Origin of the sequence: Pseudomonas sp. P7779, assembly GCF_013386315.1 — a bacterium.
GTDB lineage: Bacteria > Pseudomonadota > Gammaproteobacteria > Pseudomonadales > Pseudomonadaceae > Aquipseudomonas.
The window spans coordinates 1-21,211 of the sequence record NZ_JACARZ010000044.1; the positions used below are offsets into that span (position 1 = coordinate 1).

Below are 21,211 nucleotides of genomic sequence, written 5' to 3' on the forward strand. Positions count from 1 at the left end.
GCGTTTGAGCGGAGCCTGCAGGCACGCATTCGCAACTTGTACCCGGACATCACCGCCAACGAAATTGCCGAGTTGAGACCTCTTGGCGACCCACTCGATCTCACCTGGGTACAGGAACTCGAAAGCGAATTCAGCAACCTGACTCAGACGTTGCGAACCTGGCAGATTAGCGCTCGCGCAGGCGCGTCGACCAGTGGCCAGGCGGCAGATCGGATTTATCGGGCCAGGGGCCGGATCGTCAAGGCCATTGAGGCTGCCTGGCGCAGAACCGGGCTGCGGGATATCGACGGCAATGGTCGATACCTCGGCCAGGCCATCAAGTGGGATGGGGTCGAATTGCGCCAGCAGTTGCGCACCCTGCCGCCATTGCCGGCCGACTTTGATCACGTCAGTAAGCTGACCCTGCGCAGCATGGCCTTGACNNCTGCGCAGCTTGTCCGTGCAAGCCTGCCGGTTGACGCGGCTGCCGCCGGCCATTGCCGCCATGCCGCACCTGACCGAGTTGTATCTGGGAGGCAATGAAATAGTCCTGAGTCAGGAGAGCGTCATGGTCTTGGGCAAACTGAAACAGCTCAAGGAGCTGTCGCTTGAAAGCAATCCATTGGGTCTGGCGCCGGACGTGAGTCGCATGCCTGATTTGCGCCAGCTGTGGCTGGCTGAAACAGATTTGGAGGAGTGGCCTGCCAGCGTGTTTCGCCTGCCGCGCCCACGGCATTTCATTCTGGATTTGCGTGAGAACGCGCTTATCCGTGTACCGGTATTTGCGCCGGGTTCTGATAACGCCCGGATCATCGCGCGCACGACGCTCTCCCGAGAGCTACTGAGTACTAAAGCCGTGAGCGATTTCAGGTTATATATCGAGGCAGCCGGTAATGATCCGGATCGTCAGCTTCCACCCAAAGGCCGGGCCGATAGCAAACTCTGGAAAACGGGATTGACCGACGAGGAATGGGAATCCAAGCAGCAATTGTGGCAAAGGCTGGAGGATGCCTTCGGTTCTGAAGCTTTTTTCAACGAAATTCGCTACCTGTCCAAATCGGGGGATGCCGTAGTCGAGGGCAAGCGCTACCTGCCGGAGCTGACTGCGAAAGTATGGCGCATGCTGGAGGCCATGGGCGAAGACGCCGAGTTGCGAGAGGAGCTGTTCCGCATGGCACAGTTCCCCACGGCTTGCGTGGATGCGGGGGCGCAGTTGTTCAATGCCATGGGGGTTGAAGTGTTGTTGCGCTCGGCCTATGCCAATGAAGACGCGAATGCGGTGAGAAGCAGCGTGCTCAAGTTGGCCAGGGGCAAGTGGCGATTGGAGGAGTTGGGGCGGATCGCTCATGCGCGCGTGGCACAATTGATCAGTCAAGGCGCCAGGTATACGGAGTATGACCAGGAGGGCATGTTGGTCTCTCATTACGACAACGCAGGCAATGAGATCCCGCCTATTGATGAGGTCGAGATCTACCTGGCTTACACCTCGCAGCTTTCCGCCCGCCTGGACTTGCCGTGGCAGGCCAGAACCATGCTGTACCGCGAAGAGTATGTGACGCCGGCCATGGTAGAGGCGGCGTACGAGCAGGTGACAGCGCTGGACCAGGGTGAGCAGTTGCGCAAGAACCTGATCGAGCAGCCGATGTGGAAGGAGTTTCTGGAGCGGGCCCACAAGGTGGAATACTTGAGAATCTTCCGGAAATCTGACGCGTTGCTCGACTACGAGGACGCGCAAGCGCAATGGGCCAGGGATGGCGGCTTGTCTGCCGAGGCCAAGAAGGACCTGAGCGACACCATCGCCAGGACCGCCGATATCCTCGGTCGGCCGCGCGGTAACAGCCTGCCGGGAACCGTCATGAGTCGGGCTGAATACGACACTTCGCTTGCCAGCATCACCAGCGAACTCAACTCATTGAACACGACACTGACCGACCAGGCGATCAGTGCCGTATTTGGGGCTTAGAACAAGAAGTACCGCTGCGCCATCGGCAACACATCCGCAGGCTCACACCACAGCAATACTCCATCGGCCTTGACCTGGTAGGTCTGCGGGTCAACCTCGATATCCGGCAGGTAATCGTTGTGGATCAAGTCGGTTTTCTGCACCGCGCGGCAACCCTTGACCACGGCGATCTGCTTCTTCAACCCCAACTGCTCCGGCAGGCCTGCCGCCAACGCCGCCTGGCTGATAAAGGTCAGGCTGGTGGCGTGCAGCGAGCTGCCGAAGCTGGCGAACATCGGGCGGTAGTGCACCGGTTGCGGGGTGGGGATCGAGGCGTTGGCGTCGCCCATCAGGCTTGAGGCAATCGCGCCGCCCTTGAGGATCAGGGTTGGCTTGATCCCGAAAAACGCCGGGCGCCACAGCACCAGGTCGGCCCATTTACCGACTTCGATGGAACCCACTTCGTGGCTGATGCCATGGGTGATCGCCGGGTTGATGGTGTACTTGGCGATGTATCGTTTGGCGCGGAAGTTGTCGTTGCCTTCGCCGTCGCCAGGCAATGGCCCGCGCTGTTTCTTCATCTTGTCGGCGGTCTGCCAGGTACGTGTGATCACCTCGCCAACCCGCCCCATGGCCTGGCTGTCGGAGCTGATCATCGAGAACGCGCCGAGGTCGTGAAGGATGTCTTCGGCGGCAATCGTTTCGCGGCGGATGCGGCTTTCGGCAAAGGCCACGTCTTCGGCAATGCTCGGGTCCAGGTGATGGCAGACCATCAACATGTCCAGGTGTTCGTCGATGGTGTTGCGGGTGAACGGCCGGGTTGGGTTGGTGGAGCTGGGCAGCACGTTGGGGAAGCCACAGGCCTTGATGATGTCTGGCGCGTGACCGCCACCGGCACCTTCGGTGTGGTAGGTGTGGATGGTGCGGCCCTTGAAGGCGGCGAGGGTGGTTTCGACAAAGCCGGATTCGTTGAGGGTGTCGCTGTGGATCGCCACCTGCACGTCGTACTCGTCGGCGACGCTCAGGCAGTTGTCGATGCTCGCCGGCGTGGTGCCCCAGTCCTCGTGCAGCTTCAAGCCAATGGCACCGGCCTTCACTTGTTCGATCAACGGCTCCGGCAGGCTGGCGTTGCCCTTGCCGGTGAAGCCGATGTTCATCGGGAACGAGTCGGAGGCCTGGAGCATGCGCGCCAGGTGCCATGGGCCGGAGGTGCAGGTGGTGGCGTTGGTGCCGGTGGCCGGCCCGGTGCCGCCGCCGATCATGGTGGTGACGCCGCTGGTCAGTGCTTCTTCGATTTGCTGCGGGCAAATGAAGTGGATGTGGGTATCGATGCCGCCGGCGGTGAGGATCATGCCCTCACCGGCAATCACTTCGGTGCTGGCGCCGACACAGATGGTCACGCCGGGCTGGATGTCCGGGTTGCCGGCCTTGCCGATGGCGGCGATGCGGCCGTTTTTCAGGCCGACGTCAGCCTTGACGATGCCCCAGTGGTCGATGATCAGCGCGTTGGTGATCAGGGTGTCGACCACCTCATGGGCGAGCAATTGGCTCTGGCCCTGGCCATCACGGATCACCTTGCCGCCGCCGAATTTCACTTCTTCGCCGTAGACGGTGAAGTCCTGTTCGACTTCGACGAACAGCTCGGTGTCGGCCAGGCGGACCTTGTCACCAACGGTGGGGCCGTACATGTCGGCGTAGGCTTGTCTGGAAATCTTCATGTGTTTAGTTCCTGATCGTTCCCACGCTCTGCGTGGGAATGTCGCCCTGGACGCTCTGCGTCCGCTCTTGAAGGTCGTGACGCGGAGCGTCACAGGATGCATGCCCACGCAGAGCGTGGGAACGATCATTAATCCAGGTCGCCCATGATGCGCCCGGCAAACCCGAACACCCGGCGCTTGCCACTCAGCTCAACCAGTTCCACTTCACGACTCTGCCCTGGCTCAAAGCGCACGGCGGTGCCGGCCGGGATGTTCAGGCGCATGCCACGGCTGGCGGCACGGTCGAACGTCAGTGCGTCGTTGGTCTCGAAAAAGTGATAGTGGGAACCAACCTGGATCGGCCGGTCGCCGCTGTTGGCTACGCTCAGGGTGGCGGTGCGCCGGCCCACGTTGAGTTCGATGTCGCCAGGCTGGATCTGAAATTCGCCAGGAATCATGCAGGTTGCCCCAGGGTCTTGAAGTAGATGGCGGTCGGGGTGTAGCGCCCGTCCGGGCTTTGGCAGTAGTCGGGCAATTCACCGATCTTGGTATAACGCAGCGACTGGTAGAAGGCTTCGGCGCCGGAGCCGGCTTCGGTGTCCAGGTACAGCAGCCCGCGTTTGTACTGGCGGGCGCTCAGTTCCAGGGCGCTCATCAGTTGCTGGCCAAGGCCACGGCGCCGGGCCTCGCTGTGCACCAGCAGCTTCTGCACTTCGGCGCGGTTCAGGCCGTTGGCTTTCATGCATAGCGCCAATTGCACGCTGGCGATGACGTGTTCATCACGCACCACCACCCACAGCAGCAGGCTGCCATCGGTGAGGCTGGCCTGCACGCCGTTGAGATAAGCGCTGGCCTGGGCCTCATCGAAGTCGGCCATGAAACCCACCGATGCGCCGTGCTTCACGGCGTCCAGCAACAGCTCAATCAAACCCGGGCGGTAATGGGCAAAACTTTCGGCATTGACTCGACGCAGTTGGGCGTTCATCGGTGTCACTCCTTGGGCGGCACAGCGCCTGGGTTGAGCGTCAGTTGCATGAAGGTCAGGTCCAGCCAGCGTCCGAACTTGGTGCCGACCTGGGGCATCTGCCCGGTGGTGATGAAACCCAGGCGCTCATGCAGGCGGATCGAGGCCTGGTTGCCGCTTTCGATGGCGGCGACCATCACGTGTTTGTCGCAGGTTTTCGCCCGCTCGATCAGCACCTGCATCAACTGTGGGCCGAGGCCTTTGCCGCGCTGGTCGTTGCGCACGTACACCGAGTGTTCGACGGTGTGGCGAAAGCCTTCGAAGGGCCGCCAGTCACCGAACGAGGCATAGCCGATGACCTGCTCGTCTTCGACGGCCACCAGGACCGGATAAAACTGCGACTGACGAGCGCTGAACCAGGCCTGGCGGTTGCCCAGGTCTACCGGTTGTTCGTTCCAGATCGCCGTGGTGTTGAGCACCGCGTCGTTGTAGATATCGCGAATCCCTGGCAAATCGGCGTGCACCGCATCACGAATCAAAAAGGACATGGTCGGGCCTCAGGCGATGGGTTGGTGGACGGTGACCAGCTTGGTGCCGTCGGGGAAGGTGGCTTCCACCTGGATGTCCGGGATCATTTCCGGGATGCCTTCCATCACCTGTTCGCGGGTGAGCAGGGTGGTGCCGAAGTGCATCAGCTCGGCCACGGTGCGGCCATCGCGGGCGCCTTCCATCAACGCGGCGGAGATGTAGGCGATGGTTTCCGGGTAGTTGAGCTTCACACCGCGCGCCAACCGTCGCTCGGCTACCAGGCCGGCGGTGAAGATCAGCAGTTTGTCTTTTTCCCGTGGGGTCAGGTCCATCGTTCAAGGTCCACTATGAAATACATTCGTAAAAACACCGGAGATCCAATGTGGGAGCGGGCTTGCTCGCGAATGCGGTGTGTCAGTGAATGCATCTTTGCCTGACCCACTGCATTCGCGAGCAAGCCCGCTCCCACATTTTTAATCTTCATGTGCTCCAGATTCTCGGTGATACAGCCTCGCGGCCCAGCACGGCCGGGCGCAGCAGGCGCCACAGTGCGATCAGCCAGGCTCGCGCCAGCAGCGCTTCACTGGCCAGGCAGCGGGCCACCAGCAGGCCGGGCAATTGGGTCAGGTCGCCGCGTACCGGGTGGGGCAGGGAGCGACATTGCTCGAGCAGTTCAGGGTCGATTTCGCCGGTCACCAGCAAGGTCGCAAACACCGGTTGCCCGTCCAGCCCCATGGGTGAGTCGAGCAAACCGTCGGCGCCCACAATGCGCTGGCGCTCATGCCAAATCAACTGGCCGTCGCGGCGGATATCCAGGTGCGACTGGAAGTGCCCGAGGTCGAAACGCTCGCCGCTGGCGGGGCGCCCGAGGGCGACCACGTCCCAGTAAAACAGCCGGGCATCGCCTTGCAGGTCGATGCGGGTGGTGAGTTCGGCCTGGGCGGCGCTGAACACGATGGTCTCCTGCGGCAGCCATTCCAGCGTCGCGCCCGCCTCAACCGTCAGCTCCAGTTTCTGATACGCCGGCCCGCCGGCGCGGTACCACTTGGCCGCGCCGGGGCTGGTCAGTTGCGCCCACGCACCTTCGGCGACATGGGCGCTGATATCGAGACGATCACCGCCGGCAATCCCGCCCGGCGGGTGCACGATGATGTGCTGGCACACCTCGGGGCCTTCGGCGTACAGATGCTTTTGCACCCGCAGTGGGCCGAGGTGGCGGCGCATCACTGGGCGCGTGGTGTCGCCGAAACGCGCGTAGCCGAGTTCCAGCTCGGCGTGCCAGCTTGGGGTGAACAGCGCGGTGGGGGCAGGTAGGGTCATGGTCAGTGCTTATCGTTAGGACGCTACAGATTAGATCGTAACGAGCCCGCGCACACCCTCGCTTTCCATATTTTCTCCACGCCCCTGCTGGACGATTTCGCCCCGGGACATCACCAGGTACTGGTCGGCCAGTTCCGCGGCAAAATCATAGAACTGCTCCACCAGCAGAATCGCCATGTCGCCGCGTGCCGCGAGCTTCTTGATCACCGCGCCGATCTCCTTGATCACCGACGGCTGGATGCCTTCGGTGGGTTCATCGAGGATCAGCAGGCGCGGGCGGCTGGCCAGGGCCCGGCCGATAGCCAGCTGCTGTTGCTGGCCGCCGGACAAGTCACCACCCCGGCGTTGCTTCATTTGCAGCAGCACCGGGAACAGCTCGTAGATGAAGGCGGGCACTTCCTTGGCTTCGGAGCCGGGGAAGCGTGACAGGCCCATCAGCAGGTTTTCTTCCACTGTCAGGCGGCCAAAAATCTCCCGGCCCTGGGGCACGTAAGCGATACCGGCGTGCACCCGCTGGTGCGGCTTGAAGCCGGTAATGGCGCGGCCTTCCCAGTTCACCGCACCTTCCTTGGCCGGCAGCAAACCCATCAGGCACTTGAGCAGAGTGGTCTTGCCCACGCCGTTGCGGCCCAGCAGGCAGGTGACTTCGCCGACTTTTACCTCAAAGGAAAGCCCGCGCAGGATGTGGCTACCGCCGTAGTACTGGTGCAGCTTGTAGACTTGCAGCATGTTCAGTTCCCCTTAATGATCGTTCCCACGCTCTGCGTGGGAATGCCGCAATGGACGCTCCGCGTCCGCCGTGTGACGCAGAGCGTCACCGGATGCGTTCCCACGCGGAGCGTGGGAACGATCAGGTTCAGCGGCCGAGGTAAACCTCGATCACCCGCTCATTTTCCTGCACCTGTTCCAGCGACCCTTCGGCCAGCACGCTGCCCTGGTGCAACACCGTCACGTGGTCGGCAATCGAGCCGACAAAGCCCATGTCGTGTTCCACCACCATCAGCGAATGCTTGCCCGCCAGGCGCTTGAACAGCTCGGCGGTGAACTCGGTTTCGGCATCGGTCATGCCCGCCACCGGTTCATCCAGCAGCAACAGTTGCGGGTCCTGCATCAGCAACATGCCGATTTCCAGGAACTGTTTCTGGCCGTGGGACAGCAAGCCGGCCGGGCGATTGACTGAAGCGGTGAGGCGGATGGTGTCGAGCACTTCGCTGATGCGGTCTTTCTGCTCACCACTCAAGCGCGCCCGCAGGCTGGCCCACACCGTTTTGTCGGTCTTCTGCGCCAGCTCCAGGTTTTCAAACACGCTGAGGGCTTCGAATACCGTGGGCTTCTGGAACTTGCGACCGATGCCGGCCTGGGCGATCTGCACTTCGCTCATGCTCGTCAGGTCGAGGGTTTCGCCGAACCAGGCCTTGCCGTGGCTGGGCCGGGTCTTGCCGGTGATCACGTCCATCAGCGTGGTCTTGCCCGCGCCGTTGGGGCCGATGATGCAGCGCAATTCGCCGACGCCGATGTACAGGTTCAAGTCGTTCAACGCCTTGAAGCCGTCGAAGCTGACGCTGATGTCTTCCAGGGTCAGGATCGTGCCGTGGCGGGTGTTCAGGCCTTTGCCGGCGGCCTGACCGAGGCCGATGGCATCGCGGGCGCTGCCCTGGTCTTTATTGGGTTCAAGGATAGGTTCGAGCATAAATTCGGCCGTCGCTGTGATCCTCATTGGTCGCCCCTCTTCTTCAGCAGGCCAATCACACCCTTGGGCAAATACAGGGTGACGATGATGAACAGCGCACCGAGGAAGAACAGCCAATACTCAGGAAACGCCACGGTGAACCAGCTCTTCATGCCGTTAACCACACCGGCGCCCAGCAGCGGGCCGATCAAGGTTCCACGCCCGCCGAGGGCCACCCACACAGCGGCCTCGATGGAGTTGGTCGGCGACATTTCGCTGGGGTTGATGATGCCCACTTGCGGCACATACAACGCGCCCGCCAAACCACACAGCACCGCGCTCAACACCCACACGAACAGCTTGAAGCCACGCGGGTCGTAGCCGCAGAACATCAGGCGATTTTCCGCATCCCGCAGCGCTGTCAGTACCCGGCCGAACTTGCTCTGGGCCAGGCGCCAGCCGATGAACAGGCTCGCCACCAACAACACCACGGTGGCCACAAACAGCGCCGCTCGCGTGCCCGGCTCGGTGATGCCAAACCCGAGGATGCTGCGGAAATTGGTAAAGCCGTTATTGCCGCCGAACCCGGTCTCGTTGCGGAAGAACAACAGCATCCCGGCGAACGTCAGGGCCTGGGTCATGATCGAGAAGTACACGCCCTTGATCCGCGAGCGGAAGGCGAAGAACCCGAACACCAACGCGAGCAAGCCCGGTGCCAACACCACCAGGCACATCGCCCAGAGGAAGTGGCTGGTGCCGGTCCAGTACCACGGCAACTCGGTCCACGACAAAAAGGTCATGAACGCCGGCAGCTCATCGCCGGACGCCTGGCGCATCAGGTACATGCCCATGGCATAACCGCCCAGCGCAAAGAACAGGCCGTGGCCGAGGGACAACATCCCGGCATAACCCCACACCAGGTCCAGCGCCAGGGCGACGATGGCGTAGCACAGAATCTTGCCCACCAACGTCAGGGTATAGGCGGAAACGTGCAGCGGATTTTCCGGTGACAACAGCGAGAACAACGGCAGCGCCAGCAGCAGGATCAGCACCACTGCACCGACCGCGACGGTCACCTTGGGGCCGGCCTTTTGCGCGGCCGTAAGCATCAATGGCTGGTTCATCAGTCGATCACCCGTCCTTTCAGTGCGAAGAGTCCTTGCGGGCGTTTCTGGATGAACAGAATGATCAGCGCGAGGATCAGGATCTTGCCGAGCACGGCACCGATCTGCGGTTCAAGAATCTTGTTGGCTATCCCCAGGCCGAAGGCGGCCATGACGCTACCGGCCAACTGGCCGACACCGCCGAGTACCACCACCAGGAACGAGTCGATGATGTAGCTCTGGCCGAGGTCCGGGCCGACGTTGCCGATCTGGCTCAGGGCCACGCCACCGAGGCCCGCTATGCCGGAGCCGAGGCCAAAGGCGAGCATGTCCACGCGTCCGGTGGGCACGCCGCAGCAGGCGGCCATGTTGCGGTTCTGGGTGACGGCCCGCACGTTGAGGCCCAGGCGCGTCTTGTTCAGCAGCAGCCAAGTCAGCACCACCACGAACAGCGCGAAGGCGATGATCACGATGCGGTTGTACGGCAGCACCAGGTTGGGCAGCACCTGGATTCCCCCGGACAGCCACTCGGGGTTGGCCACTTCAACGTTCTGCGCACCGAACACCAGGCGCACCAGTTGGATCAGCATCAGGCTGATGCCCCAGGTGGCGAGCAGGGTTTCCAGCGGGCGGCCGTAGAGGTGACGAATCACCGTGCGCTCCAGGGCCATGCCGATGGCGGCGGTGACAAAAAACGCCACCGGCAGCGCGATCAGCGGGTAGAACTCGATGGCCTGGGGCACGTAGCGCTGCATCAGCAACTGCACCACATAGGTCGAGTAGGCGCCGAGCATCAGCATCTCGCCGTGGGCCATGTTGATCACCCCGAGCAGGCCGAAGGTGATCGCCAGGCCGAGCGCCGCCAGCAGCAGGATCGAGCCCAGGGACATGCCGCTGAAGGCCTGGCCGAGAATCTCGCCCACCATCAGTTTGCGTTTGACCTGGGCCAGGCTGGTCTCGGCGGCGGTGTGCACCGTGGCGTCGGCTTCGACGCCGGGAGCGAGCAAGGCTTCCAGGCGAGTGCGGGCCAGCGGGTCGCCGGTGCCGCCGAGCAAGCGCACGGCGGCCAGGCGCACGGCCGGGTCGGGGTCTACCAGTTGCAGGTTGGCCAGGGCGAGACTGAGGGCTGTGTGTACGTCATCATTGGTTTCGCCGGCGAGTTGCTGGTCGAGGAATTTCAGCTGCGCAGGTTGTGCACTTTTTTGCAGAGTCTGGGCGGCGGCAAGGCGCACCTTGGGGTCGGCAGCGAGCAATTCCTGGCTGGCTTGCACGTTGTCGATCAGGCCGCGCAGGCGGTTGTTCAGGCGTACGGTCTTGGTTTCGCCGTTGACGCTGATCTGGCCTTGTTGCAGGGCGTCCACCAGCTCGATGCGCGCCGGGTCGGGCTGGGCGGCCCAGTCCTGGAGCAGCTTGGCTTGTTGCATCGGGTTGGCGTTGATGAAGTCTTCGGCGTCGCTGGCGTGTGCGGCGAGGGGCAGCAACAGCAGGGCGGCGAGGATGAAGCGGTATAGGGCAGTGGGCATACAAAATGTCCTGATCATGCACGGACAATGTGGGAGCGGGCTTGCTCGCGAAAGCGCTGGCTCAGTTTCGGATGCGTCGACTGACACACCGCTTTCGCGAGCAAGCCCGCTCCCACATTTAGACCGAGTCGGTCTTAGTTGCTCTTGACGGCGTAATCCGGCTTCTTGTCGTTGCCAGGGATATACGGGCTCCACGGCTGGGCACGAATCGGCTCCTGGGTCTGCCACACCACCGAGAACTGCCCGTCAGACTGGATCTCGCCGATCATCACCGGCTTGTGCAGGTGGTGGTTGGTCTTGTCCATGGTCAGGGTGAAGCCGGACGGCGCGGCAAAGGTCTGCCCGGCCATGGCTTCACGCACTTTGTCGACGTCGGTGGACTTGGCTTTCTCCACCGCCTGCGCCCACATGTGGATGCCCACGTAGGTGGCTTCCATCGGGTCGTTGGTCACGGCTTTGTCCGCGCCCGGCAGGTTGTGGGCCTTGGCGTAGGCTTTCCAGTCGGCGACGAATTTCTTGTTCACCGGGTTCTCCACCGACTGGAAGTAGTTCCAGGCGGCGAGGTTGCCCACCAGCGGCTTGGTGTCGATGCCGCGCAGTTCTTCTTCACCCACGGAGAAGGCGACGACCGGTACGTCGGTAGCCTTCAGGCCCTGGTTGGCCAGCTCTTTGTAGAACGGCACGTTGGAGTCGCCGTTCACGGTGGAGATCACTGCGGTCTTGCCACCGGCCGAGAATTTTTTGATGTTGGCCACGATGGTCTGGTAATCGCTGTGGCCGAACGGGGTGTAGACCTCTTCGATGTCTTTATCCGCTACGCCTTTGGAGTGCAGGAAAGAACGCAGAATCTTGTTGGTGGTGCGCGGGTACACGTAGTCGGTGCCCAGCAGGAAGAAGCGCTTGGCGCCGCCGCCTTCTTCGCTCATCAGGTATTCCACCGCCGGGATCGCCTGCTGGTTCGGCGCCGCACCGGTATAGAACACGTTCGGCGACATCTCTTCGCCTTCGTATTGCACCGGGTAGAACAGCAGGCCGTTGAGTTCTTCGAACACCGGCAATACCGATTTACGCGACACCGAGGTCCAGCAACCGAACACCACGGCGACCTTGTCCTGGGTCAGCAACTGGCGGCCCTTCTCAGCGAACAGCGGCCAGTTGGAAGCCGGGTCCACCACTACCGGTTCGAGCATCTTGCCGTTCACGCCGCCCTTGGCGTTGATCTCGTCGATGGTCATCAGCGCCATGTCTTTGAGCGAGGTCTCGGAGATCGCCATGGTCCCGGACAGCGAGTGCAGGATGCCGACCTTGATGGTCTCGGCGGCCTGTACCGTCCAGGTCATGCCCATCGCGGCGATGGATGCCGACAGTGTGAAAGCCTTGATCAAGCTGCGACGCTTCATTGTGCAATCTCCATGACTCAATGATGTGATGAGGGAGTGATTGCAAAGGCTGTGCCGGGGCGCGCAATCGTGGTGCGCGCGAGCCGTGACCGGGCTGTGGGGGTGGGCGATGCACCAATGCGGCGCCAATCAACGCAGGCTGTGCGTGCAGGCGCACCCGGATGGTGCCTGGCGCCCCGAGCCTTAACTATCTAATGCCTGCGTCCGGCCAAACCCTTGAAAGTGAAGCCTGCCTGGTGCCCCCGGCAACCCAGGGGCAGCGCCAGTTTTCTTAACTTCACTCAAGTGACGATGAACATGGACAGTACTCACATTCAAGACGATCAAGCGGCGAGCACGCGCAGGCCGGTTCCCCATCTGGGGCCGGCATTCGTCACCGACCATGATGCCGCCCATTGGGCGCATCAACAGATCGGCAACCGGCGCGAGACGGTATTTGGCGGGCTGGTTTTCAAGCGTGATGACGGGATGTACCTGCCAAGCGTGCCGGTGGCCGGCACCGCCACTGCATTCGACTTCCAGAGCGACCTGCTCAAGGTCGATGCCAACAGGAATTTCCTGGCGTACGAGGGCCACAACGTTCACGCCCTGTACAGTTCGCGCGGCGAGGATGGCACCCGACGCTCCGCGCAGATACAGCACTGGACAGGCGCGCAGCGCCGCCTGGATCGCAGCTTTTTCCCCATCAATATCCTGCGCATCATCATCCAGGTGCGCATGCTGTGCACCCGTTACTACCTGTCCGGGTTCTATGGCTCGCTCATCCAGTATGAAAGCAGCGGCTCTGCGACTGAGGCCAGCTTCTTGAACCAGTTGATGGCGGCCAAGCCTGCGGCCGATTTCGACGACTACATCGCCTTTATCAATGAGACGGCCAGGGCCGGCTACCTGCGGGTCATCGTTGCCAACGCCGAGCTGGGTGGAAAGCCTGGCCAACTGCTGGCGCCGTGGACCCTCAATCAAACCCTGTCGCAAATCGGGCAGGACGCACTGGCGCCTCTCGCCAGCCAAGTCAGCCGCCGGTGGCAGGACGCGGTGCGATCAGTCTTGCCGCCGCTGGGGTTTGCACGGCAGGAGAGTCTCTTTGGCTACCTGTACAAAAGCGCGTCGAACCAGTACGTGGCCGAATTTCCGTCGGATGAACTCAAGGCGGCGTTTGCGCTGACCAGTGGCAAGTTGTCACTGCCAAAAGTGCACAAGGCGGACAGTGAGTTTTTGACCTTCGGTATTTACTGCTCCCTATCACCGCAAGCGAAACCGACCGTGGCGAAAGAGTCGTGGCTGGCGGAAAACTTCTTCACGGCTTCCGCGTTGGCTGCCGTGGTGATGATGGCGGGGACCGACGACCTGGGCTTGCACTTTTACTTGCGCGCCAACGACGGCGCGCTGCTGATGTACCACTGCACCGGCTCGCAGGCGCAGTCCCAGCTGTTCGCCAATCGCGGCGCGGATCTCGACGGACGCTTGAAGGACGCTACCTTGAGCCCTTCCGAGTTTGTCCGGCAAGTGGCTGCCGTCGGCACGCTGACGGTGGTTGAGCCCGGACGGGTATGGGACAAGGCCGGAGTGGTAGGACCGCAATGGAGGGCCTTCGCGAAAGTCCATGCGTCGCTGAGCCCTGCCTTCGTCACTGCCGATGATGTCGCACGCTACCTGCATTACAAGGTGGGTTCACCCCACGGCTCTTTTCTCCAGGCTTACATTTTCAAGCGCAGCGATGGACTGTTTGTGGCCTCCAGGCTGTCAAACCCTGAAAAGTGGCTGTCGTTGTGGGGCGGGGCATTGCCCACCGACAACGCTCTGACGCGGGTCGAGCTTGAAGGGCACCAAATGGTTGGCGAGTTCAATCGACCTGTCTACGACCTGGCCGAGGTGCGTGCCAACTATCCTCAAAAAACCTCGCGACAGCTGGCGTTCCTGATCAGTACACCGTCGACTCAAGCAATCGACATGACGCTGGTTTTTTCCGATCAGATCAAGGTGCTTTACACCAGCGGAACGAACGGTACGTTGATCAAATACGCTGTCAGCGGCTCTCGGGCCGAGCGTGAATTCGGCGAGTACCTGGCACAAGTTGAACGCGATGGCCAGGGTGTGGCCCGCGCACAAGGTTTTGACGGCACGCGTGAAGGGCTGATCAAAGAGCTGGTAAAACTCGGTGAGTTGACGGTGCTGCTGGCGGATGAGACCTGGTACAACGTCCAGGGCCGGGTCCCGGCCACCTGGGAGCCCGAAACGCCTTTCGCCGCCGCAGCCCCCATTGATACGCCCCTGAGCTGGGTTTTCACTGACCTGGCAACCGCCGCCCGTTATGCCCATGACCGTATGCAGGCAACGGCGGATGGCCGGCGAGTCGGTTGCATCCTCAAGCACTCGAGTGCAGAGCAGTATGTGGTCAGCGAGCCTTGCGCACCGATACCCGCCGGCAAAACCCTTTTCGTGTTGGCGAATGTTTTTGGCAATGCCAGCCTGCCGCCAGGCTTCGCCCTGCGTGGCTGGTACTGCCGCAGCGCACCGGACGCCTCCGGCATCGGCGCCGAACCCTGGTTGTACGAGGGCTTTATCGACACCACGGATTTTGCCCAGGGGATTGCCGCGCTGCGCATCCACCCCGAGAGCAATCTGGCCTTCTACCTCAGCACGGCGGACGGCGCTCAACTGGCCTATGACGCTTCCGGCTCGGCCGAGGAAAGCCAGCTCTACCAGGTGCTGCCCGATGGCCGGGTGACGGACAACGGGCTGGGGGATGAACTGCGGGCCGCCACCGTGACGCCCCACGAGATGATCCAAAAGGTCGCCGCCGCCGGGGCGCTGTCGGTGTTGCAACCGGGCACGTTGTGGGATGTGGCGGGGCTGGTCGCCGACACCTGGCGACCTTACGCACTGGCACCCCGCCCGCAACTGAGCCGCGGGTTTCTCCAGGTAGAAGACGCGGCACGCTATGCCCACGGGCAAATCGGCAGCTGGCGTGAGGGCGAATACTGCGGCTATATCCTGCAGCGCCCGGACGGTCTCTACGTGGCCACTGAGCCATTGCCGGCCAGCGACGCCGGGCGCTTTGCCCTGGGCGTTGTCTACCCCCAGGACGTCAAGGGCCGCTCACTGCTCCCGCCCGGTCACATGCTCAAGGCCGTGTACGGTTCCAACCGCGGGGTTTCGTTGCTGGAACCCGAGCGCCTGCAGCGCCCGGGCTGGTCGCGGGACGATGCCTGCCTGGAGGCGCAGATGTTCAGCGCCCTGGACGTGCACACGCTGATCCGCAATCGCCAACAGGTGTCCGTGGCCTACCTGTCGGGCGCCGAAGATTGTTTGCTGGCGTATGACCTGATCGACTCTGCCGCCCAGGCGAACCTGTTCAAGGCGCTCGACCCCTTGCCCCATCGCAGCCCAACGGCCCTCAACCTGGCCAGCGGCACGCTGACGGCGCGGGAGTGGATCAGCCAGGTGGCGGCGGCCGGCAGCGTGCGGGTGGTGCAGGCCAACCCGTTGTGGGGCGCGCCGGGGCTGATCGCCGAACACTGGCGGCCACGCCTTCCGATACCCCGGCGCGAACGTCCGGAGCAGATTGCCTATGGCCCGGTCTGCGCCAGTGCCGCTGACGCGGCTCGGGCACTGCACACGCGCCTGGACCATGAAGCACCGACGCAAACCGGTTTCGGTTTCATGCTCAAGCATCGCGATCAGGACGCCTTTGTCTGCTCCGAGCTTGTACCCGCCTGGGATAGGGCCGGGCTGTTCGCCTTGAGCGCCGTGTTTGCCGTGGATGACGAAGGCGAGTTCATTTACCCCGCGGGTTATCAACTGCACGCCTTGGTTTACCGGCGCAACTGGATGCCACAGGGGCTGACCACCGCCGAACACTGGCTGGCGCAGCATTTTATTTCGGCCGGGGATCTGGCCAGTGCCACCGTCGAGGCCAAGCGCCAACGGGAGACAGGCGCACTGACGGGCTTGCCGGTGTTTATCTCGACACTGGACCAGGCGCTGCTGCAGGTACAAACGCCGGTGGCATCGACGCTGTTCAACCCGGTCCGCCAGCCGTCGGGGGTCTATGAAGACGTGCAGACCTTGATGGCCAGCGGGCAGCTCTCGGCGGTCGGGTTTGTCAACGAAGTGGCGAAGTTGAGCTGGTTGAGCGTTTTGGTGCCGAGCGAATGCTGGGCGTTGGCGGGTAAGCTGGATGTCAGCCAGGCCCCATGGACCGCCTTCGCCAACTTTATGCGTCGCCCATTGAGCCCGCTGTTCAGCAACCAGGCCGATGCGGTGCGTTACGTCCAGCAACAGTTGGGCACACAGCGCGACACGCTGCAAGGCGGGCTGGTGTTGCAGCGCAACGGCAAGTTTGTCGCGACCCTGGCGGTGCCGGTGTTGAGTGAAGACTTCGACCCGAACGTCATCCTGCCGGGCCTGGACGTCAGCCAGGCGCTGCTGGCCCCTGGTTGGAAAATGGTCGCGCGCTACCGGTCACGTGTCGCCCGGGTGCTGGAGTTCTGGTTACCCTCTGAAGAAAACGCGGTGTATCAAAACCTGTTCTCGACCAAAGTACTGGAGACCGCCCTGAAGTCGGGTCACCTGTGGACCCACGAATACCTGCTGACGCCCGACGGCTCACTCATCGGTTTCAGTACCCAGGACGCCGAGCGCAGCTTGCTGGATTCGGCCCGGCGCAACGAAGCGACGCAGTTGCTCAGCCACCTGGAAACCTCCCTGGCCCCCAACAGCCTGGCGCTGCACGACCCTTACAGCAATGCCGTCGAGCAGCAGATGCGCAGCGGCCGCAAGACCCCCACCGAGCTGGTCAATCAGCTGGCGCGGGTGGGGACTTTGCAAGTACTGGAGGGCGGCCCGTTGTGGGGCACTGCCCAGCGTGTGCTGCCGGGCTGGATGCCCGGCCTGGCCTACGTTGCACCGCAGGCGGCGGTCCATGCCGTGGCGGATCGGCAGCTGGGCCCGGTGTTCAAGCATGCTGACGACGCGGCACGCCATGGTCATCAATACGCCCAGGGGCGCGCCGATTTGAGCTTTGGCGTGATTCTCAAGTCCTCCGACAATGGGCATTTTGTCGCCTGTGCGCCGGTCAAGGGCGACGACCTGGGCTTTGCCCTCGACCGGGCGTTCCTGCGCGGGCAGTTGCCGAGCGGGTACAGCCTGCAAGGCCTGTATCTGAGGCTGCCGCAGCGCGCTGCGCCCGAGTTGCCTCAGGCCGAAGGCTACGCGCAACTGATGGCTCCGGCCGTGGTGCTGGCGGCGCTGAGCTTTTTGCGGGTGGCACAGAGTGAGCGGTTCCTGGCGTTGTATGTGTCGTGTCGCGACGGCTCACTGTTTCGGTATCAGGCGGTGAGGATCGACCCGGACTGGGATTCCAGCCGCCGGCAGGCGGCGTATCTGAAACACCTCAACAGTCGTGGCAGCATCGACAGCCATGTGTTGAAACTGGTGGAGTCCGGCGAGCTGCGGGTACTCGACAGCAGCCCGTTCTGGGATGCCTTGTTGCCCCGGATAACGCGCCTGGCCACGACACTGGCAGTGCGCGATACCCGCATGGCCCTGGGCCCGTTGTGCGCCCACCCGGACGATGCCGCGCGCCAGGTATGGCAACAGGTTGTGCCGCTGGAGCATCAGGCGCGGCTGGGAGCGGTGCTGGGCAACGGCGACAGCGACACCTTCATCGCCGTGCAACCGGTGGCAGACCCGGGCCCCTCGGTGGCCGTGGGACTGCGGCCGGACACACCGGCCTACAAGGCTTTGTTCGAAGGCATCATGAACCTCGGCTACCCCGGCACATCGACCCGCTACCCGGCGGGCTACAAGGTGATGGGCGTCCAGCAGTTGTTCAAGCTCGACACCGAGCGCCAGCATCTGGCGGATCGCTACGAAGAAGGCCTGGCCCACAACTTCATTGCCCAGAAGGAAATCCGCGGGTTCATCGAGATGCTGCGCCAGGACAAGATCGCGGGGGCGCGTTACTACTTCACCCCGGTGCACGGCGCGTTGATTGTGTATGAGCCCAGCTATCACGCGGACGAAAGCCAGTTGCTGCGCGATGACTGGATCGACGAAGACACGGGTGTGGTGAAGGTCAAGCCCAGCGAGGTGATCCGCCGGTTGGCGACCTCGGGCAAGCTGACCATCCTGGAAACCGATCGCTTCTGGCAACCCCGCAGCCAGGTGGCGCGGCGCTTGTTGCATGCATTCAAGCAGGCCGACCAGGGGGGTTAACGCCGCCGCATCAGCCCGATAAAAAACAACCCGCCAATGGCCGCCGTGGCCACGCCGATGGGCAGGTCTTCGGGGGCAATCATTGTGCGGGCCGCCACATCCACCCACACCAGGAACACACTGCCCAACAGCACGCACACCGGCAGCAAACGCCGGTGTTCGGCACCTACAAGGCGCCGGGCAATGTGCGGCACCATCAGCCCGACAAAGCCGATGGAGCCGCTGATGGACACCAGCACGCCGGTCATCAGCGAGGCGATCAGGAACACCTTGAGCCGCACATTGCGCGCGTTCAGGCCCAGGGTCACGGCGGTCTGTTCGCCGGCCATCAGCGCGTTCAACGGGCGAGCCATCCCCAGCAGCAACACCAGCCCCAGCAACACCGTGGCGAAGGGAATGGCCAGCAGTTCCCAGCGCGCCAACCCGAGGCCGCCGAGCATCCAGAACATCACCGCCGAGGCCGCGCGATGGTCGCCCATGAACAGCAGCAAATTGGCCACCGCCATCATCACGAACGACACCGCCACCCCGCACAGCAGCAGGCGGTCACTCTCCAGCCGACCGTTGCGACTGGCCACCGCCAGCACCACGATCATGCTCAGCAACGCACCGATGAACGCGGCGATGGGCAGGGTCAGCAAGCCGATCACTTCACCCACATGCAGCACCACGATCACCGCGCCGAGGGTGGCACCGGAAGTCACGCCCAGCAGGTGCGGATCCGCCAGCGGGTTGCGCGTTACCGCCTGCAACACCGCACCGATCAACGCCAGCCCTGCGCCCACCAGGGCACCGAGCAGCATGCGCGGCACGCGGATCAGCCACACGATATGTTCCTGCCCCGCGCTCCAGTCCACCTCGCCAACGCCGAAGGCTTTATGCAGCAGGATCCGCCACACCACGTCCACCGGTACCCGCGCCGAGCCGAACCCCAGCGAGACCACGCACGAGATCAGCAACAACGCGCCGAGGGCACTCAGCAGCAGGGCATAGCGACGGGTGATCATTCGCCGTGAAACCCCTTGGCCAGGGTTTCAACCGCCAGCACGTTGTCGATGCCCGGCGTGGCTTGCACGTAGGGGATCACGATAAAGCGCTGGTTCTTGATCGCGTCCACCGATTGCAGCGCCGGGTTGTTCAGCAGGAACTGCTCTTTTTGCTCGGCGGTGATTTCGCTGTAGTCGACGATCACGATGACCTGCGGGTTGCGCTCCACCACGGTTTCCCAGTTGACCCGGGTCCAGCTGGCGTCCACGTCATCGAGAATGTTGCGCCCGCCGGCGGCGTCGATCAGCGCCTGGGGCATGCCCAGGCGGCCGGAGGTCATGGCGCGGTCTTCGCCGCTGTCGTAGAGGAACACGCGGGGCTTGTCGGCCGGCAGGTTTTCCTGCACTTGGGCGACCTGTGCCTGCATCTGTGCGATCAAGGCATTCGCGCGGTCCTGCACGTCGAAGATTTTGCCCAGGTTGCGCAGGTCGTTATAGGTGTCTTCCAGGGTGGCCGCCGGGCGCTTCATCACGAAGGCGCAGGACTCGGTCAGCTCGTAGACGTTGATGCCCAACGGTTGCAGGGTTTGCGGGGTGAGGTCGCCACCGACGCGCATGCCGTAGTCCCAGCCGGCGAAGAAGAAGTCGACGTTGGCGTTGAGCAGGGTTTCCACCGACGGGTATTTGCTCGCCAGTTCTGGCAGGCCGTCGAGAATCTGTGCCATTTCCGGGGTGACCGACTTCCAGCCGGTCACGCCGCTGTAGCCGGCCATGTGCGACTTGAGGCCCAGGGCGAGCATCATCTGGGTCATGTTGATGTCGTGGCTGACCGCGTGTTTTGGTGCCTCGGCGAAGGTCACTTCGCGGTTGCAGCTCTGGATTTTCAGCGGGTAATGGGTCGCTTCGGCGAACGCCTGGGAAGTGCCGAGCAGCAACGCGAGAGACAGCAGGGAGCGCAGGATCATGGTTGGGTTATCCAGGTGATTCGGGGGTAGCCGGACAAGGGGTGAGTGTCGATCAATGCTTCAACGCCGAACACTTCGCGCAGCAATTCGGCGGTCAGCACTTCGTGAGGTGTGCCGCTGGCGACGATGCGCCCGTGGTTGATCACGTACAGCCGATCGCAGAACGCGGCGGCCAGGTTCAGGTCGTGAATGCTGGCCAGGGTGCCGATGTTCAGGCGCTTGACCAGTTGCAGCAATTGCAGTTGGTAGCGCGGGTCGAGGTGGTTGGTCGGTTCGTCGAGGATCAGCAGTTGCGGTTGCTGGGCCAGGGCGCGGGCGAGGATCACCCGCTGTTTTTCTCCGCCCGAGAGGGTGGCGAAGGCGTGGTCTTCAAAGCCCAGCAGGCCGACGTTATCGAGGGCCTGGCGGATCAGGTTCTGGTCTTCAAGCGTATCGCTGTCGAACAGGCCCTTGTGCGGTGTGCGGCCCATGGCGACCACTTCATCCACCCGCAGGCCGAAGGCGTCGGGAAACTCCTGGAGCACCACGGCAATGCGTTGCGCGCACCACTTCGAGGATTGCTTCCAGACGTTCTGGTGTTCCAGCAGCACCTCACCGTCAGCCGGTTTGCTGAACCGATAGGCGCAGCGCAGCAGGCTGGTCTTGCCGCTGCCGTTGGGGCCGATCAGCCCGACGAACTCACCGGCGTTCACGTGCAGGCTGGCGTCACGCAGTTGGAACTGGTGATGACAGTGCTCGTGGCCTGGTGGGGTCCAGGCGAGGGCGGTGAGGTTGAGTGAGGTCATCTTTACTCTCAGGTCCAACACAGGACAAATGTGGGAGCGGGCTTGCTCGCGAAAGCGGTGGATCAGTAACAGATACAGTGCCTGACACACCGCATTCGCGAGCAAGCCCGCTCCCACATTTGGACAGTGTT

The 21,211-nt window shown here is 62.9% G+C and carries 16 protein-coding genes; 2 read left to right on the forward strand and 14 right to left on the reverse strand.

The annotated features are described in order from the left end of the window. The first annotated feature begins 484 nt into the window (after positions 1-484). Positions 485-1,942 carry an NEL-type E3 ubiquitin ligase domain-containing protein gene (locus HX869_RS14610; protein ID WP_256736767.1) on the forward strand — a complete coding sequence of 486 codons (1,458 nt, stop codon included), beginning with the start codon at positions 485-487 and terminating at the stop codon, positions 1,940-1,942. Here the strand turns inward: HX869_RS14610 and ureC are convergent. The 11 genes from ureC to urtA all read right to left on the reverse strand — a co-directional run bounded on the left by ureC (position 1,939) and on the right by urtA (position 12,125). Continuing rightward, on the reverse strand, positions 1,939-3,639 hold the full coding sequence (gene ureC / locus HX869_RS14615) for an urease subunit alpha (protein ID WP_087693127.1): 1,701 nt from the start codon (positions 3,637-3,639) through the stop codon (positions 1,939-1,941). The genes HX869_RS14610 and ureC overlap by 4 nt on opposite strands. A gap of 128 nt (positions 3,640-3,767) precedes the next feature. Beyond that, complete coding sequence (locus HX869_RS14620; protein ID WP_003217389.1) at positions 3,768-4,076, reverse strand: urease subunit beta; 309 nt, start codon at positions 4,074-4,076, stop codon at positions 3,768-3,770. After that, positions 4,073-4,603 (reverse strand): N-acetyltransferase, encoded by a 531-nt coding sequence (locus HX869_RS14625; protein WP_178903254.1) that lies wholly within the window; start codon positions 4,601-4,603, stop codon positions 4,073-4,075. The genes HX869_RS14620 and HX869_RS14625 overlap by 4 nt, the downstream gene beginning before the upstream one ends. 5 nt (positions 4,604-4,608) lie before the next feature. Next, positions 4,609-5,130: a GNAT family N-acetyltransferase gene (locus tag HX869_RS14630; RefSeq protein WP_003217385.1), complete on the reverse strand. Its 522-nt coding sequence runs from the start codon at positions 5,128-5,130 to the stop codon at positions 4,609-4,611. Between the two features lie 9 nt (positions 5,131-5,139). Further along, positions 5,140-5,442, reverse strand: a complete 303-nt coding sequence (ureA, locus tag HX869_RS14635) for an urease subunit gamma (protein WP_003217383.1) — start codon at positions 5,440-5,442, stop codon at positions 5,140-5,142. 148 nt (positions 5,443-5,590) lie between these two features. Next, positions 5,591-6,430, reverse strand: coding sequence for an urease accessory protein UreD (locus HX869_RS14640; protein WP_178903255.1), 840 nt, complete (start codon positions 6,428-6,430; stop codon positions 5,591-5,593). A gap of 30 nt (positions 6,431-6,460) precedes the next feature. Next, entirely contained in the window at positions 6,461-7,159 is a 699-nt protein-coding gene (gene urtE, locus HX869_RS14645; protein WP_178903256.1) for an urea ABC transporter ATP-binding subunit UrtE, read from the reverse strand. 127 nt (positions 7,160-7,286) lie between these two features. Further along, positions 7,287-8,147: an urea ABC transporter ATP-binding protein UrtD gene (gene urtD, locus HX869_RS14650; RefSeq protein ID WP_372865356.1), complete on the reverse strand. Its 861-nt coding sequence runs from the start codon at positions 8,145-8,147 to the stop codon at positions 7,287-7,289. Beyond that, positions 8,144-9,223, reverse strand: coding sequence for an urea ABC transporter permease subunit UrtC (gene urtC, locus HX869_RS14655; protein ID WP_008439056.1), 1,080 nt, complete (start codon positions 9,221-9,223; stop codon positions 8,144-8,146). Before urtC ends, urtD begins: the two co-directional genes overlap by 4 nt. Then, complete coding sequence (gene urtB / locus HX869_RS14660) at positions 9,223-10,725, reverse strand: urea ABC transporter permease subunit UrtB (protein ID WP_003217374.1); 1,503 nt, start codon at positions 10,723-10,725, stop codon at positions 9,223-9,225. The genes urtC and urtB overlap by 1 nt, the downstream gene beginning before the upstream one ends. Positions 10,726-10,859: 134 nt before the next feature. Then, positions 10,860-12,125, reverse strand: a complete 1,266-nt coding sequence (gene urtA / locus HX869_RS14665; protein ID WP_003217372.1) for an urea ABC transporter substrate-binding protein — start codon at positions 12,123-12,125, stop codon at positions 10,860-10,862. Between the two features lie 297 nt (positions 12,126-12,422). On the opposite strand from urtA, the gene HX869_RS14670 reads away from it, so the two are divergent. Then, positions 12,423-18,344, forward strand: coding sequence for a hypothetical protein (locus HX869_RS14670; RefSeq protein ID WP_178903258.1), 5,922 nt, complete (start codon positions 12,423-12,425; stop codon positions 18,342-18,344). On the opposite strand, the gene HX869_RS14675 is transcribed toward HX869_RS14670, so the two are convergent. Genes HX869_RS14675 through HX869_RS14685 form a run of 3 tightly spaced genes read right to left on the reverse strand, consistent with a single transcriptional unit; the run spans position 18,341 to position 21,080 of the window. Continuing rightward, complete coding sequence (locus HX869_RS14675; RefSeq protein ID WP_003217368.1) at positions 18,341-19,351, reverse strand: iron ABC transporter permease; 1,011 nt, start codon at positions 19,349-19,351, stop codon at positions 18,341-18,343. The genes HX869_RS14670 and HX869_RS14675 overlap by 4 nt on opposite strands. Continuing rightward, positions 19,348-20,295, reverse strand: coding sequence for an ABC transporter substrate-binding protein (locus HX869_RS14680; RefSeq protein ID WP_008439045.1), 948 nt, complete (start codon positions 20,293-20,295; stop codon positions 19,348-19,350). The genes HX869_RS14675 and HX869_RS14680 overlap by 4 nt, the downstream gene beginning before the upstream one ends. Continuing rightward, on the reverse strand, positions 20,292-21,080 hold the full coding sequence (locus HX869_RS14685) for an ABC transporter ATP-binding protein (RefSeq protein ID WP_003217364.1): 789 nt from the start codon (positions 21,078-21,080) through the stop codon (positions 20,292-20,294). The genes HX869_RS14680 and HX869_RS14685 overlap by 4 nt, the downstream gene beginning before the upstream one ends. Between the last annotated feature and the right edge of the window lie 131 nt (positions 21,081-21,211).

Bases quoted from the DNA above. Each gene is read 5' to 3' on its own strand.
- HX869_RS14610 (WP_256736767.1), top strand. From the start codon at position 485: ATGCCGCACCTGACCGAGTTGTATCTGGGAGGCAATGAAATAGTCCTG.
- ureC (WP_087693127.1), bottom strand. From the start codon at position 3,639: ATGAAGATTTCCAGACAAGCCTACGCCGACATGTACGGCCCCACCGTT.
- HX869_RS14620 (WP_003217389.1), bottom strand. From the start codon at position 4,076: ATGATTCCTGGCGAATTTCAGATCCAGCCTGGCGACATCGAACTCAAC.
- HX869_RS14625 (WP_178903254.1), bottom strand. From the start codon at position 4,603: ATGAACGCCCAACTGCGTCGAGTCAATGCCGAAAGTTTTGCCCATTAC.
- HX869_RS14630 (WP_003217385.1), bottom strand. From the start codon at position 5,130: ATGTCCTTTTTGATTCGTGATGCGGTGCACGCCGATTTGCCAGGGATT.
- ureA (WP_003217383.1), bottom strand. From the start codon at position 5,442: ATGGACCTGACCCCACGGGAAAAAGACAAACTGCTGATCTTCACCGCC.
- HX869_RS14640 (WP_178903255.1), bottom strand. From the start codon at position 6,430: ATGACCCTACCTGCCCCCACCGCGCTGTTCACCCCAAGCTGGCACGCC.
- urtE (WP_178903256.1), bottom strand. From the start codon at position 7,159: ATGCTGCAAGTCTACAAGCTGCACCAGTACTACGGCGGTAGCCACATC.
- urtD (WP_372865356.1), bottom strand. From the start codon at position 8,147: ATGAGGATCACAGCGACGGCCGAATTTATGCTCGAACCTATCCTTGAA.
- urtC (WP_008439056.1), bottom strand. From the start codon at position 9,223: ATGAACCAGCCATTGATGCTTACGGCCGCGCAAAAGGCCGGCCCCAAG.
- urtB (WP_003217374.1), bottom strand. From the start codon at position 10,725: ATGCCCACTGCCCTATACCGCTTCATCCTCGCCGCCCTGCTGTTGCTG.
- urtA (WP_003217372.1), bottom strand. From the start codon at position 12,125: ATGAAGCGTCGCAGCTTGATCAAGGCTTTCACACTGTCGGCATCCATC.
- HX869_RS14670 (WP_178903258.1), top strand. From the start codon at position 12,423: ATGGACAGTACTCACATTCAAGACGATCAAGCGGCGAGCACGCGCAGG.
- HX869_RS14675 (WP_003217368.1), bottom strand. From the start codon at position 19,351: ATGATCACCCGTCGCTATGCCCTGCTGCTGAGTGCCCTCGGCGCGTTG.
- HX869_RS14680 (WP_008439045.1), bottom strand. From the start codon at position 20,295: ATGATCCTGCGCTCCCTGCTGTCTCTCGCGTTGCTGCTCGGCACTTCC.
- HX869_RS14685 (WP_003217364.1), bottom strand. From the start codon at position 21,080: ATGACCTCACTCAACCTCACCGCCCTCGCCTGGACCCCACCAGGCCAC.